12 protein-coding genes and 1 riboswitch are annotated in these 15439 nt (G+C 67.3%); of the genes, 3 read left to right on the top strand and 9 right to left on the bottom strand.

Going from position 1 to position 15439, the window contains the following annotated elements; genetic code table 11:
* Positions 1-5 precede the first annotated feature (5 nt).
* Positions 6-1034: an LLM class flavin-dependent oxidoreductase gene (locus H535_RS0114655; RefSeq protein ID WP_026820147.1), complete on the bottom strand. Its 1029-nt coding sequence runs from the start codon at positions 1032-1034 to the stop codon at positions 6-8.
* A 276-nt stretch (positions 1035-1310) separates the two neighbouring features.
* On the opposite strand from H535_RS0114655, the gene H535_RS0114660 reads away from it, so the two are divergent.
* From H535_RS0114660 to cydD, 3 genes are read left to right on the top strand one after another with little or no spacing between them, the layout of a single operon-like run.
* Positions 1311-2891, top strand: coding sequence for a cytochrome ubiquinol oxidase subunit I (locus H535_RS0114660; protein ID WP_026820148.1), 1581 nt, complete (start codon positions 1311-1313; stop codon positions 2889-2891).
* A gap of 35 nt (positions 2892-2926) precedes the next feature.
* A complete protein-coding gene (cydB, locus tag H535_RS0114665) occupies positions 2927-3946 on the top strand; it encodes a cytochrome d ubiquinol oxidase subunit II (protein ID WP_026820149.1) in 1020 nt (339 codons plus the stop codon).
* The gene (gene cydD / locus H535_RS25715; protein WP_051299355.1) at positions 3943-7839 is read left to right on the top strand and encodes a thiol reductant ABC exporter subunit CydD; all 3897 of its coding nucleotides are present in this window, start codon (positions 3943-3945) and stop codon (positions 7837-7839) included. The genes cydB and cydD overlap by 4 nt, the downstream gene beginning before the upstream one ends.
* 256 nt (positions 7840-8095) lie before the next feature.
* Here the strand turns inward: cydD and fdhD are convergent, their stop codons facing one another.
* From fdhD to H535_RS0114710, 8 genes are all read right to left on the bottom strand, one after another.
* Entirely contained in the window at positions 8096-8932 is an 837-nt protein-coding gene (gene fdhD, locus H535_RS0114675) for a formate dehydrogenase accessory sulfurtransferase FdhD (protein WP_026820150.1), read from the bottom strand.
* A gap of 21 nt (positions 8933-8953) precedes the next feature.
* Positions 8954-10162 carry a molybdopterin molybdotransferase MoeA gene (locus H535_RS25720; RefSeq protein WP_051299357.1) on the bottom strand — a complete coding sequence of 403 codons (1209 nt, stop codon included), beginning with the start codon at positions 10160-10162 and terminating at the stop codon, positions 8954-8956.
* Positions 10159-10665, bottom strand: a complete 507-nt coding sequence (locus tag H535_RS29985; protein ID WP_245580328.1) for a DUF6457 domain-containing protein — start codon at positions 10663-10665, stop codon at positions 10159-10161. Before H535_RS29985 ends, H535_RS25720 begins: the two co-directional genes overlap by 4 nt.
* Positions 10666-10726: 61 nt before the next feature.
* Positions 10727-11359: a molybdenum cofactor guanylyltransferase gene (gene mobA / locus H535_RS29990; RefSeq protein WP_026820151.1), complete on the bottom strand. Its 633-nt coding sequence runs from the start codon at positions 11357-11359 to the stop codon at positions 10727-10729.
* A complete protein-coding gene (locus H535_RS0114695; protein WP_026820152.1) occupies positions 11349-11843 on the bottom strand; it encodes an HNH endonuclease in 495 nt (164 codons plus the stop codon). The genes mobA and H535_RS0114695 overlap by 11 nt, the downstream gene beginning before the upstream one ends.
* A 188-nt stretch (positions 11844-12031) precedes the next feature.
* Positions 12032-12976 carry an NlpC/P60 family protein gene (locus H535_RS0114700; RefSeq protein WP_026820153.1) on the bottom strand — a complete coding sequence of 315 codons (945 nt, stop codon included), beginning with the start codon at positions 12974-12976 and terminating at the stop codon, positions 12032-12034.
* Between the two features lie 33 nt (positions 12977-13009).
* On the bottom strand, positions 13010-13903 hold the full coding sequence (locus H535_RS0114705; protein ID WP_245580329.1) for a C40 family peptidase: 894 nt from the start codon (positions 13901-13903) through the stop codon (positions 13010-13012).
* A riboswitch (cyclic di-AMP (ydaO/yuaA leader) is annotated at positions 13902-14076 on the bottom strand. (Overlaps the previous gene by 2 nt.)
* 370 nt (positions 14077-14446) lie before the next feature.
* Complete coding sequence (locus H535_RS0114710; RefSeq protein ID WP_026820155.1) at positions 14447-15439, bottom strand: C40 family peptidase; 993 nt, start codon at positions 15437-15439, stop codon at positions 14447-14449.

Raw genomic sequence — 15439 nt, forward strand, 5'->3', positions numbered from 1 at the left:
GACATTTACCGTCCGAGTTCTTTGTTCACTGCCGGAAGAATTTCCGTTCCCAGCAGTTCGATGGATTCCAGCACCTGCTGCTGCGGGATGGAGGAGAAATCGAGCTGGAAAATCTGCCGGTCGTGGCCCATGAATTCGTGCAGCCGCAGGATCTTTTCGGTGATCTGCTCGGCGTTTCCCACAAACAGCGCGCCCCGGTCCGAGGCCTGCATATCGTAGGACTGCCGGTCCGGGGCGGGGAAGCCGCGCTCGGCCGAGATCCTGCTCATCGAATCCATCCAGTACGGGTAGTAGGTCTCGTGCGCATCGTGGCGCAGTATCAGCCCGACACTGCTGACGCCGACCTTCAGATGGTCTGCGTCATGGCCCTGTTCGACGGCGGTACGCCGGTAGAGCTGCTGGTGCTGGGAGAAACTATTGATGGCCCCGCCGAGCATTGCATACATCACCGGCTTGCCCAATACCGCGGCGCGGGCCGTGGATTCCGGCGTGCCCCCGGTGGCGATCCAGATATCGAGATTCTCCTGCACCGTGCGTGGCAGGATCCTGGCGTTCTCCAGCGCCGGGCGGAACTTGCCGCTCCAGGTGACGTATTCATGCCGGTCCAGCTCCAGCAGCAGTTGGATCTTCTCGTTGTAGAGCTCGTCGTAGTCTTGCAGCCGCGCGCCAAACAACGGATAGGACTCGATAAACGAGCCCCGCCCGGCCGTCAGTTCCGCCCGGCCGCCGGAGAGCTGGTCCAGGGTGGCGAACTGCTGGTACACCCTCACCGGGTCCTCGGTGCTCAGCACGGTCACGGCGCTGCCGATGCGGATATGCTTCGTCTGCGCGGCCGCTGACGCAAGCACCATGGCCGGAGCCGAGACCGCGTAATCGGGCCGGTGATGCTCGCCGATCCCGAAATAGTGCAGCCCCACCTCATCGGCCAGTCGGGCCCGTTCCAACAGGTCAGCCATGCGCTGTTGCACCGACGTCCTCTCCCCGGTGACCGGGTTGGGGTGGATGTCACCAAAACTGAAGATACCGAGTTCCATGACCACTCCAACACCGGACCCGGCGGGGCTATTTCCCCGCTCTGGCGGGGGCCCGGGGGCGGGGTGAGGCCGGAAGCGCTCCGGGCCTGAATGACGCAAGGGCGCGGCGTGCCACCATGCGCACGTCCGACCAGCTGGGCGGCGTGCTGCGCCCGGTTTCCACGCCAACCGACAATGTTCTACGATGTGTAGAAGACAAATTTCTACAACACGTAGAAGAAAGCCGGCGCTCGTATACCGAACGGTATCTGCCGCCACCGGTTCTAAGGACTGCTGATGGAAGCTCTCGAACTTGCCCGCTGGCAATTCGGCATCACCACGGTCTACCACTTCCTGATGGTGCCGCTGACCATCGGGCTGGGATTGACCGTCGCCTGTATGCAGACCATGTGGGTGCGCACGGGCAAGGAGCAGTACCTGCGGATGACCAAGTTCTGGGGCAAGCTGTTCCTGATCAACTTCATCCTCGGGGTGGCCACCGGGCTGGTGCAGGAATTCCAGTTCGGCATGGCCTGGAGCGAGTACTCCCGATTCGTCGGCGATGTCTTCGGCGCCCCGCTGGCGATGGAGGCCCTGCTGGCCTTCTTTGTGGAATCGGTCTTCCTGGGCCTGTGGATCTTCGGCTGGGACCGGCTGCCCAAAAAACTGCACCTGGCGACGATCTGGGCGGCCAGCACCGCTTCCATCGGCTCAGCGTATTTCATCCTTGCGGCCAACTCATGGATGCAGCATCCGGTCGGTGTGGAGATGATCGACGGCCGACCGGTGATGGTGGACGTGTGGGCCGTGCTGACCAACAGCACCCTGCTGGTCGCCTTCCCGCACACCATCTTCGGCGCCTTCGCCGTGGCCGGTGCTTTCCTGCTGGGGATCAGCTGGTACCACCTGTGGAAGCGGCGCTCCGATGGCATCGATACGGTCGACGACGGCGGCAAGGTGGTCGTTGGTGAAGGCACCGACAACCAGCCCGGGCGGGACAAGTCCGACCACAAGGTGTGGCTGCAGTCGCTGCGGATCGGGGCCGCCGTCGCCGTCGTCTCCTTTGCCGGGGTGGCCGTCACCGGCGACCTGCAGGCGAAGCTGATGTTCGAGCAGCAGCCGATGAAGATGGCCGCCGCCGAAGCCGCCTGCCACGACGGCACCGGTTTTTCCGTGCTCTCGGTGGGCAACCTCGGCTCCGAAAGCTGTGACGACATTACCGCCGTCGTCGAGATCCCCGGGCTGCTCTCCTTCATGGCAAACGGTGACTTCAAGACCGAGGTCGATGGGGTGAAGTCCTTGATACCGCAGTACAAGGAGGCGTACGGGACCCACATCCCGGACCTGCCCAAATACGGCGAGCGCGGCGGCACCAAGATCGACTACGTACCGGTGATGGAAGTGACCTATTGGGGCTTCCGCATCATGATCGGGTTCGGCGCCCTGGCGGCAGGCGCTGCGGCGGTGGCGCTGTTCGTGGTGCGCAAGGGCACCGTGCCGCGGTCCAAGTGGCTGATGCGGCTGGCCGTGTTCGGCATTCTCGCTCCGTTCGGCGCCAACTCGGCCGGGTGGATCTTCACCGAAATGGGCCGGCAACCGTTTGTGGTCGCGCCCAACCCGGATCCCAACGGCATCGACAACGTCTTCATGTTCACGGCCGCCGCCGTCTCCCCCGGCGTCTCAACCGCGGAGCTGATCACGTCGCTGGTCGCGTTCACGCTGGTCTACGGCGGGCTGCTCGTCGTGGAGGTGAAGCTGCTCTTCCGGTACGTGCGCGGCGGCGTCCCCTCTGCCATGCCTGAGCTGGCGCATGCAGATGACGGGGATGACGACGGCGATGGGAAGGACAAGGACGATGTGCTGGCCTTCGCCTACTGACCGGCGCGCCACCTACGAACTAATGGAGAGCTGACATGGATTTCCTTCCCACCCTGTGGTTCATCATTGTTGCCTACCTGTGGACCGGCTACCTGCTGCTGGAAGGGTTCGACCTCGGCGTCGGAATGCTGATGAAGCTCTTCGCCCGCAACAACCGGGAACGGAGGGTGCTGCTGAATACAGTCGGACCGGTCTGGGACGGTAACGAGGTCTGGCTGATCACCGCCGGCGCCGCGACGTTCGCGGCGTTCCCGTTCTGGTACGCATCCCTGTTCTCCACCCTGTACCTGCCGCTGCTGGTGGTGCTGATCGGGCTGATCTTCCGTGCCGTGGCGTTCGAGTACCGCGGGAAGGTGGATTCGGCGAGCTGGCGCAACCGGTGGGACTGGGCCATCTTCCTGGGCTCATTCGTCTCGGCCTTCGGCGTCGGCGCCGCGCTGGCGCTGACCACCACCGGGCTGCCGATCAATGCCAACGGCGACCGCGCGGGCGGCCCGTTCTCCTGGTTCAATGGGTATGCGCTGCTGGGCGGGGCCGCCGTCGTGCTGTTCTGCCTGGTGCACGCAGCCGCGTTCCTGATGCTCAAAACCGACGGTGATATCAGGGCACGCGCACGCCGTCTGCTGCTGGCCGGGCTCCCCGCGGGCGTGCTGCCGATGGTCATCTGGGCGTTTGCAGTCCACCGCGACGGTGGTGGAACCGCCACCTGGATCACCCTGGCCGTCGCCGCCTTCGGTGCAGTGCTCGCCTGGTTGATGGCCGCGAAGAACCGCGACGGCTACACCTTTACAGCCATGGCATTGTTCCTCGTCGCCGGGACCGCCACCATTTTCACCGCCCTCTTCCCCAAAGTGCTGCCGTCCACCATCAACGATGCGTTCGACCTGACCGTGGCCAACGCCTCGTCGTCGGACTACACCCTCGGCGTCATGAGCGTGGTGGGACTGATCGGACTGCCCGCCGTGCTGGTCTACCAGGGGTGGACCTACTGGGTATTCCGCAAGCGGGTCAGCGCCAGCCACATCCCCGACGCGCACTCGGTGACAGCCCAATGAAGCCGGTTATACCCGTCGGTCCCACCAGCCGGAAGGCCCTCTATGTGCTGGGGCTGTTCGCGGCCCTGAAGGCGGCAGGGCTGGTCCTGCTTGCCCAGGCCGTTGCCGCGGGGATCGCCATGCTGGCCGGTGCCGGGGGCGACTGGACCGGCGTGCTGGCCGAAGGCGCCGCCGGTGCGCTGCTGCGGGCCGCTGCGGTGTGGGGATTGGAGTCGAGCGCCCAGCGCGCTGCCGCCGGGGTCAAGGAAGAGTTGCGGCACGGTTTAATCGGCCGGGTGATGGACGACGGCGGGACGGTGCCGTCGATGGGCACCGGAAGCCTCAGTGTGCTGGTCACCCGCGGGCTGGACGGGGTGGACAACTACTTCGCCAAATACCTGCCCGCGCTGGTGACCTGCGCCGTTGTTCCCTTGCTGGTCGGTGCCCGGATCCTGTTCGCGGACTGGATCAGCGCCGTGGTGATTGTGCTGACCGTGCCGCTGGTCCCGGTGTTTATGGTGCTGATCGGACTGCACACCCGGGACAACGTACGGCAGGCATCGGCGGCACTGGACCGGCTGTCCGAACACCTGCTGGAACTGGCCCGCGGCCTGCCCGTGCTGGTGGGACTCGGCCGGGCAGGCGCACAGACCCGGGCGCTGCGGGACGTGGCCCACCAGTACCGGGTGAAAACCATGGAGACCCTGCGGGTTGCGTTCCTGTCCTCGCTGGCCCTGGAGCTGATTGCCACCATCTCGGTGGCAATCGTCGCCGTGTTCATCGGCGTCCGGCTGATTAACGGCGACATGAGCCTGGAGCTGGGACTGCTGGCGCTGATCCTCGCCCCCGAGTGCTACCAGCCGCTGCGCGAACTGGGTGCGGCCCACCATGCCAGTGAGGACGGGATCGACGCCTTGGGACGGTCCCGCCAGGTCACGGACGCTCCCCGCCCTCGCCGGCTGGTGCCCGATGGTGCGGATTCGGGCACCACCGGCGGCGGCGCTGATGCCGCTGCCGGTGCCGGCGGCTCCCACGCGGAAGCCGACACTGACGGCGGTGCGGGCAGCACCGCTGGTGCGGAGGGCTCTGCCGGCGACTTCCGGAGATCCACCGACTTCCCGGCTGACCTGGCCGTGCAATCGCTGACCATCAGGTACCACGGCCGGGCCATCCCCGCCGTCGACCAGTTGGACTTCACCGTCGCCGCAGGCAGTATCGCCGCGTTGGCAGGCCCGAGCGGGTGTGGCAAAAGCTCCGTGTTGCATGTGCTGGCCGGCCTGCTCGGGGACGGTCCGGACTGCCATGTTGGTGGCACGGTCCGCGGTGTCCGGCCGGGAGCGACGGCATGGATTCCGCAGCACCCGGTGCTCACCGCCGGCACTGTGTGGGATGAGATCGGGATGTACTCCGCGCTGCCGGGCGAAGCCGAGCAGCGCACCGCAGCCCAGGCCGTGCTGGACCAGGTGGAATCAGCGCACTTGATCGACGTTCCGACCGGCGAGTTGAGTCCCGGGGAACTGAGGCGCGTCGCCGTTGCCCGGGCGCTGGCGAGGGTCGAATACGCCGGTGCCGCGCTGGTGCTCGCCGACGAACCCACCGCTCACCTCGACGCGGACAGCGCCCGGGCGATCGAGATGGCGCTGTCCGGCCTGTGCGGACGTGCCACGGTGCTGCTGGTGGCGCACAACGCGGCCACTCGGACCCTGGCGGACACCCTGATCCCGGTGGGGCATCGCGGCGCTGGCCCGGCCGAGTCTCCCGTGCCGGACGGTTCTCCGGCACCAACCACGACAGCCGCGGTGCCGGCCACGACGGTCGGCACCGCTCCGGCACCAGCGGTGGTGCCGGCCACAACGGCCACCGCAGCCGACCCGGCCACGGCTGCACCTGCCGATTCGCCGTCCGCCCCGCACCAAGGGCCAGCCGGAAATCCCGACGCCGCGGACCAAACGCACCGGGAACACCCTCGGCGGACCCAAGGAGACCGACCGGCGGAGGCGCCCCGGCGACAATCGCTGGCCAGCAACATCTCCCTGCTCAAGCCATGGAGCGGGAACTTCTCCGCCGCACTGTTCTTCGGCTCCGGCTCCGCGCTGTTCGCCGTCGCCCTCACGGCCTTGTCGGGATGGCTGATTGTCCGGGCGAGCGAACAGCCGCCCATCATGTACCTGTTGACCGCGATCGTCGGAGTGCGGTTCTTTGGTATAGGCCGGTCTGTGCTGGGTTATTGGGAGCGGCTGCGGCTGCACGATGCCGTCTTCGCCAGCACCAACGCCCTGCGGTTGCGGCTGTGGAACGGGTTGCTGGAACGGCCCGCTGCCTGGCGGGTATTGGCACGCGGCGGCGCCGTGCTGGAGAAACTGGTCGGCGACGTGGATGAATTGCGCGATGCCGCGCCGCGCGCCGTCTTTGCCCCGATGGTGGGATTGGCGACGGCGGCAGCAGCCTGCACTGCCACCTGGCTGCTGGTCCCGGCCGGACTGCCGGTGCAGATCCTGCTGTCCGTGGTGTGCCTGGTCGTGTCACCGGCGTTGGTCCTGGCGGCGGACCGGGCAGCACGGCGGGCAACTGTCGAGCTGCGGGCCGGCATGCTGGAACAGACCTCACGCATGGTGTCGGCCGCCGCAGACCTGACGTCCAACAACGCCGCCGGCACCATCCGTTCGACCGTGTCCCGGCTGGATGCGCGGCTCACCGCGGCGCTGCAGCGAAGCGCCTGGGCGCAGGGTCTGGCGAACGCAGTCACAGTGTTGGCGTGTTCGGCCAGTGCGCTGCTCATGTTCACCGTCGTCGACGGCGTTGATCCGACGGTTGCCGCCGTCGTCGTACTGATGCAGTTGGGGCTCGTCGAGCCATTCTCGGCCGTCAATACCGCCGCACAGCAGTTCTCCGGCTGGCGTGCCGTGGGCGACCGGGTGATTGGCGAGTTGGGCAGCGACCGCGTCGAAGAGCAGGACACGACGTCGGACGAGAGCCGCGTGACTGCCGCGGAGCGCGATGGCTCTCCGGCCAAGGACCGGGGCGGCTCTACGGCCCAGGGCGAGCAGGCAAAGGGGGAACCGGAAACCAGTACTGCACCCCTGGAACGGGTGGAAACACTCCAACTGCGGAACGCCTCCTACACCTACCCGGAACAGGAACGGCCGGTGTTTTCTTCACTATCATTGACCCTGCGCCGGGGGCACTGGCTGGCGGTGACCGGACCTTCGGGCAGCGGAAAATCCACGCTGCTTGGAGTGCTGCTCGGTTTCCTCCCCCTGGCCGGCGGTGAATATTTGATCAATGAGACCGCTGCCCGCCAGGAGCAATCAGGGAGCCGCCGGAAGGAACCGGGGCACCGCCGGAAGGAACCGAAAACCCGACAGGACGGCCCGAAAACGGTCAAGACCCTGCCGCAGATCGCCTGGTGTCCCCAGGAAGCACACCTGTTCAATTCCAGCATCCGGGCGAACCTGCTGCTGGCCCGCGGCGTGGACGCCCCTCCCGCGGACAGCGAGATCCATGCTGCCCTTGAACAGGTCGGGCTCGGCGCGTTCATCGCCCAGCTGCCGGAGGGCCTGGACACCAGGATCGGGCCGGGCGGCGCCTGGCTGTCCGGCGGGCAGCGGCAGCGGCTCGCGGTCGCTCGCGCGCTGCTGACTCAAGCCGACGTCGTACTGCTGGACGAGCCCACCGCCCACTTGGACCGCGAGTCGGCGACCGCACTACTGGCCGACCTGCGCCGCGGCTTGTCCGGCAAATCCGTGGTGATGGTCACCCACCACCCGCAGGACGCGGCGGTGTGCGACGAAGAACTGCTGCTGGACGGCGGGGCACCGTACTCCTTGGATTCTGTGGGGCCGTCCGGTTCCGTCAGGACCTCGGATCCTTCGGGGACCCCGGATCCTGCTCCGCTTGGGGTGTTTGCATCCTGAGCGCGCACGATGCAAAGTCCCCGATCGCAGCAGGCCCCACCCCGGCCGACCGGGGTAGCGCCGGGTCCTTCCACTTCCCTCCGGTTTGGGACATCCTGCCGCCGGCGCCGCCGGTCAGATGTCCCAAACCGGAGCGAAACGAAAAGGGAGCGGCCTACGCGCTGGTATGGCCGGCGATCAGTCCAGCCGGCGCCAGTCCGAGCCCACGGTCAGTCCCGGCATCAGTCCTCGCCAGCGGTCAGTCCCAGCCCCGCGCTCAGTCCTCGTCGGCGTGGATCCGGTCCGCGCGGGTGTAGGCGTTCAAACTGGTCCCCCGGCTGAACCCGACCAGGGTCATCCCCACCGAACCGGCCAGGTCCACGGCAAGCGAGGACGGGGCGCTGACGGCGGCGAGCGCCGGGATGCCGGCCAGGTACGCCTTCTGCACCAGCTCGAAGGAGGCCCGTCCCGAGACTTGCAGCACGGTCCGGTCCAGCGGCAGCCGCCCCTCGCGCAGCGCCCACCCGATCAGTTTGTCCACGGCATTGTGCCGGCCGACGTCCTCGCGCAGGCACAGCAATTCGCCGTCGGCGGTGAAGAGTCCGGCCGCATGGACGCCTCCGGTGCGGTCGAAGACCTTCTGCCGTTCGCGCAGCGCGTCGGGCAGCCCGGCGAGCACTTCCAGGTCGATCCGCAGCGGATCCGGCTCAATCTCGAAACGCGAGGTCCGCTGTACCGCATCGATCGACGCCGTGCCGCAAATGCCGCAGGAGCTGCTGGTGTAGACGTGGCGGGCCAGATCCGTGTCGGGCGGCTCCACCCCGGCGGCCAGCTGCGCTTCAATCACGTTGAACGTCTGCCGACCGAACTCGTCTTCGCCGGCACAGTAGCGCATCGTGGCCAAGTCCCCTGCAGCGCCAATGATCGATTCCGAGACGAGGAAGCCGGCCACCAGGTCGAAGTCATCGCCCGGGGTGCGCATGGTGACCGAGAACGGCGTGCCGTCCACCCGGATCTCCAACGGCTCCTCGGCGGCGGTGGTATCCACGCGGGCCCGGGCCGGACCGCCGACGGTGAACTTCGTCAGCTTGACCCGCTGCGTCACTCTGCCCATTGTTCCTCCTGCGGAGCTGCCTTACTCAGTTGGGATCTTCCACGGCAACGGGATCGTCGTCGTGGTCTGTCCGGCGCCGATCCCCTCGGACGGTATCACCATGACGCCGTCGGCCGTCGCCAGTCCGCGCATCATCCCGGACCCCTGCCAGGGAGAAGGCACCGCCATGCCGTCGGCCAGCATAAAGGAGATCAACCGGTCGCGGCCGGGCAGTCCGGCTATGTCCTGGCCGACGACGACGGCGCCCAGCAGCGGCTGCGGCGCGCCTTGGATGCCTGCCAGCAAGGGCCTGACCAGTGTCAGCACCGTCATCATGGCCGCCAACGGGTTGCCTGGCAGTCCCACCAGGTAACGTCCGTCCTGCAGCAGGGCCAGCAGGCCGGGGTGGCCGGGCCGGATGGAGAGCCCGTCGATGAGGATGTCGGCTTCCAGTTCATTCAACGCGGCTCGCAGGTGGTCGGCGTCGGAGATGCCGGTACCGCCGGTGGTGATGACGACGTCGGCGGCAGCTTCGCGGATAGAGGCCACCGTGCTGGCCTGGCCGGCCAGAGCCTGCACCACGTGGTGCAGGTTGTCCGAAATCCGGTGCCGGGCGACGACATGTCCACCGAGCATCGCGATGAATTCCGGCAACTGCGGCCCAAACGTATCGCGCACCTGCCCCGGTTCCGGGATCCCGGATTCAACCACTTCGTCTCCGGTCAGCACCAGCGCCACCTGCGGCATACGCAAAGTGGGCAAATCGTCGTGCCCGCAGACGGCGGCCAGCGCCACGTGGGCCGGGGATATCACGGTTCCGGCAGGCAGGATGGTTTCGCCCTTTGACGCTTCTTCGCCCGCAGGGCGGATGTGCTGGCCCGGCTCGGGTTCGCCGGGCCGGGCCTGGTCATTGAGAAGCAGCATGGCTTCGTCGATGCGTGCATGTTCGCTGCGCAGCACGGACGTCGCGCCACCGGGTATCAGTCCGCCGGTGACAATGGAACATGCCTGGCCCGGCTCCAGTTCGCGGGCATCCTCGCGCAGCTCCCATGGACCGTGTCCGCAGACGGCCCATCCGTCCATCGCCGCGGAATCATAGTGCGGCACTTCGATCAAGGCCGGCATGTCCTCGGCCAGCGTGTGGCCGATAGTGTCGGCCAACGGCAGGCTCTGCGGAACTTTGGACTCCGGGATGCGGAAGGCGTGGTCGAACGCCTCGCTCCACGTCGGGCCGGCCAGCCGGTCAGTCATCGCCGCTCCTCCCCTTCCGGCCTGTCCGGCCCGTCCGAGCCGTCAGAGCCGTCAGAGCCGTCAGAGAGGGCTTCCGGCCAGAATGTGGCCTGCACCGCCTCCTGGGCCTGTGCGGCCGAGGCCCCCTCGCCTTCCGTATCCAGTCCGCTGCGGCGCGCGGATGTCCGGGCGGCGCGACGACCTGTGGCCTGCCGCCCGGGCTCTGTGTCGCTGGATCCGCCGTCAGCTGCTTCGTTGCCGTCACGGGCGCGGACCAGCCGCCGCGCCACGGCACCGGCTGACGTCATGGCCACCCTGTCCGAAGCCTGATCCGTCGCGGAAGCACATCCGGCGGCGAACCCGACGATAAAGGTGGTCAGCGGAGCCGCGGGACGGACCACGCCGTGGGCAGCTTCCCCGGCGAGGCTGAGGACATCATCGATATCGATTTCAAGGCCCTCCAGCTCCAAGGCAGTGACCAGTTCGTGACACCACGACTCGAGGACTTCCTGCTGATCGGACATGACCATCTCCTTAACTTAAGCCGGCGTGGAACCCGTGCCGGCTGCGCCGCCCGCCTCCGGCTCAGCCCGGACCGCGGATGCCGAAGGTCCGGGCATCCTCCCACGTATCAATGTCCTGGGTGGCCGGGGCCGAAACCGGAACTGGCACTACTTGCAGACTAGCAACCAGCCGGAAGACTGACATCCCCGCCAGCTGTGAATGTGCTCCACGTTCGCGCACAGCACCGTCCAACGCACGGGTTTCGTACAGTGCTGCAAGCGGTTGCAGCTTGTCCGACCCGTCTTGGGCCATCAAGGCCGACGCCGGAGCGCCGTCCTGCCGCAAGGACGCGGCCACGTCCAGCAGCCGCTGCACCGTCGAGCCGACATATGGCATATCGCAGGCCAGCACTGCCGTGTATTCGGCACGTCCGGCATGGGTTCGAAGGGCAGCGAGACCCGCAGCGATGGCAGCGGCAGGTCCGGCGTAAGGTGGATCTTCGCGTGCCTGCAGCACTGACGCCGGCAGCCCGGCACCAGGTGCGGGGCCGACGACGACGGTCTGCCCCGCGCCGGAAACAGCCTGCAGGGTGCGCTGCAGCAAGGTCGATCCGTCGAACTCCAGCGACGCTTTATCGACTCCGCCCAGCCTCGAGGAGCGTCCACCGGCCAGCACCACGGCGTCGAACCGGACCGGTTCCGGCTCAGGCGGCATGGGTGAGGAATTCCGTCCACTGCGGCGCCGGACGCTCCAGTTCCTTGATCCGCCATTGCGGTCCGCGCGGGGGTTTGGGCACCACGCGCAGGTCCCAGCCCATTTGGGCGAGGGTGTGATCATCCTTGGCGTTGTTGCACCGGAGGCAGCAGGCGACAAGGTTCTCCCAGGACTCCCCGCCGCCGCGGGATTTCGGCTGGATATGGTCAATGGTGCTGGCGGGTTTTCCGCAATAACCGCACAGGTGGTTGTCCCGGCGCAGCACTCCGCGGCGGGTCACGGCGGCACCATCGCGGTAGGGAACCTTGACGTACCGGTTGAGCAATATGACGGACGGACGGCCCAGAATTTCGCCGGGACCGATGACGGGTTCGCCGGCTTCCGCGATCGTGCTGGCCTTGCCATCGAGCACAAGAACGATCGCCCGGCGGAAGGTGACAACCGCCAGCGGCTCATATCCAGCATTTAGAACGAGAGTGCGCATGCACATACCTCTTCGCGCCGGACCCGCGCGCATCCCGGTCGCTGGCCGGACGTTACGCCCTGGTCGTGGATCAACATGCCAAGAGTAAACGACCGCCGGGCGGGTTTGCCAATCACACGCCGGAGGCCCCCGCCGCAGCGGGCGCCTCCGGTCAAAGCGTAATACGGTGCGCCGACGACGCGCCGTGGTCAGCCATTGACGCGGATGTACACCGGTCCGGAACCGACATTGACCGAAGCGAGGACGGTCTGGCCGCCTTCCCAGCCGCCGTGGACGGCCTGTCCACTGCCGACGTAAACAGCGATGTGGGCCATACCGGTTCCGCCGTCTGCGTAGTAGACCAGGTCGCCGGGGCGTGCCTGGCCGGCACTGACCTGGGTGCCCAGCGAGAAGTAAGAATCGGGCCATCCGTGGTGGTCAATACCGACGGCGGCCAGTGCGTTGGTGACCAGCATGGTGCAGTCCTGGGTCACGCCCAGCTGCGCACGAGCCGCGGAGGCGATGCCGGCTGAGACGGAGCCCGACGAGCCGGCGGGCTGCTGATTCGACGTGGACTGCTCCCGGGCCTGCGACCCGCCCTGTGGCTGGGCCTCACCCTGGCCCTGTGGCTGCGCCTCGCCCTGGGCCTGTGGCTGCGCCTCGCCCTGGGCCTGTGGCTGCGCTTGCGTCCGGGTCCGGGAGGTGGCCTGCTGCCCGGCGGTGTTGCTTGCCGGCTGCGGGCTCTGCGCCTGCTGCTGGAGCGGGGCCTGCTGCCCGGAGACAGCAGCAGCTTCCGAGACGGTCTCGGCCTGGTTGACCCGTGGGTCCACTACCGGTTCCGGCTCTGCGGAACCGGACGATTCGGGGGCGACAGAGCGCACGTCGGGGCGGTCGAAGCTGACCTCGGCTTTCTCCGGCGCGCTGATCCTGGTGTCGGCAACCGTTTGAACCTGCAGCTCGGAGGCTGCGGAGGCGTCCCGGTCCACCGTTGCGCCGGCAGTCGAGGGGATCCCGGTGGTCAGCACCATTCCGGATGCGGCAGCGATAACTGCGGCCTGCAGGCCCATGCTGCCGGCGTTGGTGCTGACAGCCTTGGCAATCGTGCCAAGGGACTGGGTCTCGGCACGATGACGGGCAATAGATTGGGACGACATATGCTCTCTTTCGCTTCAGGCGCTCAGGCGGCTCTAGGGCAGGGTGTAGAAACCGGAGACGGACATGGCGCTCACCGAGTGCAGCTGCGTGCCGTCCGAGGGGTTCAATGCGGAAATCATCTGGCCGTTGCCAACGTAGATACCGACGTGGCTGCCACCGTTCTGCACCACCAGGTCGCCCGGCTTCGGGTCGCTGGTGGGCGTCATCGAGTGCCACTGGAAGGTGCGGGGGACACTGATACCGGCCTGGGCGTAGGCCCACTGCACAAAGCCCGAGCAGTCCCAGCCGGTGACCGGGCTGGTTCCCCCAAGGACGTACGGGTTGCCGATACCGGCGTGAGCGGCCGCAGCCACGGCGGAGTTGCCGCTGGACGCGTGGGTGGTCCCCGGCTTTGATTCCGGCTTCGGCGCGTCGGTCCCGGGCTGCGCAGCAGTGGTGGCGGGCTCCGGGGCAGCTGGCTCGTTGTGCCCCGCGGTGGCGGGCTCCGCGGTGGCGGGCTCCGCGGTGGCGGGCTCCGCGGTGGCCGCTTTGGCCTCTTTTTCGACGGAGGCCGTGTCCGCAGCGGCCGCGTCAGCGGTCGGAACGGATTCGGTCGTCTCGTCCTGCACTGTCGTTGTGGGTCCGAGGGCGTTAGCCGCCTCGGATCCGACCGAAGCGCGGTCGAAGGTCAGCTTCACGTTGGCGGGAACACTGACCTTGGTGGCCGACTCTGCGGTCACAGCCGTCGGTGCGTTCGCCTCCCGGCCGGCGCTGCCTGCCTCGGCCGGCATCCCTACGCTGAGCACCAGGCCCGAAGCCGCGGCGATGACGGCTGCCTGGCGTCCCACCGAGCCGGCATTGGACGATACAGCCCGTGAAATGTTCGCCAGCGGGTTGCGGCGAACACCGGCGGCGCGATGACGCCCCGCAGCAGCACTTGAAGACATAGCCTCTCCCATAGCCTGCGGGGTGAGCTGTCGGATTCGGATGGGAGTCACCCGGCCGCGCGGCATCGCCGAATTTCAAGCGATAACACTGCGACTTAACCCCAAGGGCTTGCTGATGAAGCCCGAAATTGGTTCCCCCGCCTCTGCCAGACGAATATCTGCGAACGTCCCCGCGACAGTGGCAGAGTTAAGCAATCTGTCCGGAGCGCCAATCCCCTCGTGGAACCGGCTCGGCTCTGACGCTACCGGAGTTCGTTATCGAAGTCACGCTGAGGTCACGGCATGTCGCTGCTTGGAAACGGTACGATAACGGCCGCACGACCCGGCCGAAGGAGAAAGTGCAGGTCAGAACGGGCACCGGGGCCGGCTCATCGGGTGCCGACGACGTCGAAAACTTCTCCTCCACAGCCGGCGGCCGGGCGTGCCGGATTCCGGGACATGGACATCGCTGTGCAGACGATGAAGGCACCGCCGGAGAAGATCCGACGGTGCCTTCATCAACGGTGCCGCCAAAGGCGGCGGACCGTGGCCGTAATGGCGTTCTTACATGGTGTAGAAGCCCATGGTCGACATCGCGCTGACGTCGTGGACCAGGGTGTCCTGGGTCGAGTTCAGCGCGCTGACCATCTTGCCGCCGCCGATGTAGATACCCACGTGAGTGCCGCCGTTCTGCACCACCAGGTCGCCCGGCTGCGGGTTGCTGGTCGGCGTCATGGCGTGCCACTGGAACGTGCGGGGCAGGTCGATGCCATGCTGCGCGTAGACCCACTGCACGAAACCGGAGCAATCCCAGCCGGCGCTCGCGCTGGTGCCGCCATAGACGTACGGGGAGCCCACCTGGGACTGAGCCGTGCCGGCAATGCCGGCAGTCGAGGCTGAGCCGCCGACGGTCTGGCTGGCAGTTGAGGCCGTGGTGACGTCTGAGCCACTGTCCGGGGCGGGAGCGGGCGCGGGGGCCGGCTCAGGTTCCGGAGCGGGGGCGGGTGCCGGGGTGGCAGCTTCGGAAGCCTCGACCGATCCTGCGGCACTGTAATTCGCGCCGCCGGAGAGCTTGATGGTGTCGCCCGGGTAGATAACGGTGTTCCAGCCCATGTCGTTCAGGCCGAAGACGGTCTGCAGGCTGACGTTGTTCGCTGCGGCAATCTTGCCCAGCGTGTCACCGGACTTCACGGTGTAGGTTCCGGCCGAGCTGTCGGCGCTGGAGGACGCGGTTTCCGCCTTGGCAGAGCCCGACACCTTGATGGTGTCGCCCGGGTAGATGATGGAGTTGGCCGACAGGCCGTTCAGCTCGAAGACCGAGTTCAGGTTGACGTCGTGCTGAGCCGCGATCTCGCTCAGGGTGTCGCCGGACTCGACTTTGTGCTGCTCAGCGGCACTGGCAGGGGCACTCATGCCCAGCATCAGGCCTGACGCAGCTGCTACAACCACTGCGGGGCGGCCGATGCTGCCCGCATTGGAGGAAACGGCTTTGGAAATGGTCTTCAGCCCGCTGTCAGGGGCTGCACGGTGGCGCGCAAGATGTGCATTCTTGGACAT

Origin of the sequence: Arthrobacter castelli DSM 16402, from assembly GCF_000430705.1 — a bacterium.
Lineage (GTDB): Bacteria > Actinomycetota > Actinomycetes > Actinomycetales > Micrococcaceae > Arthrobacter_C > Arthrobacter_C castelli.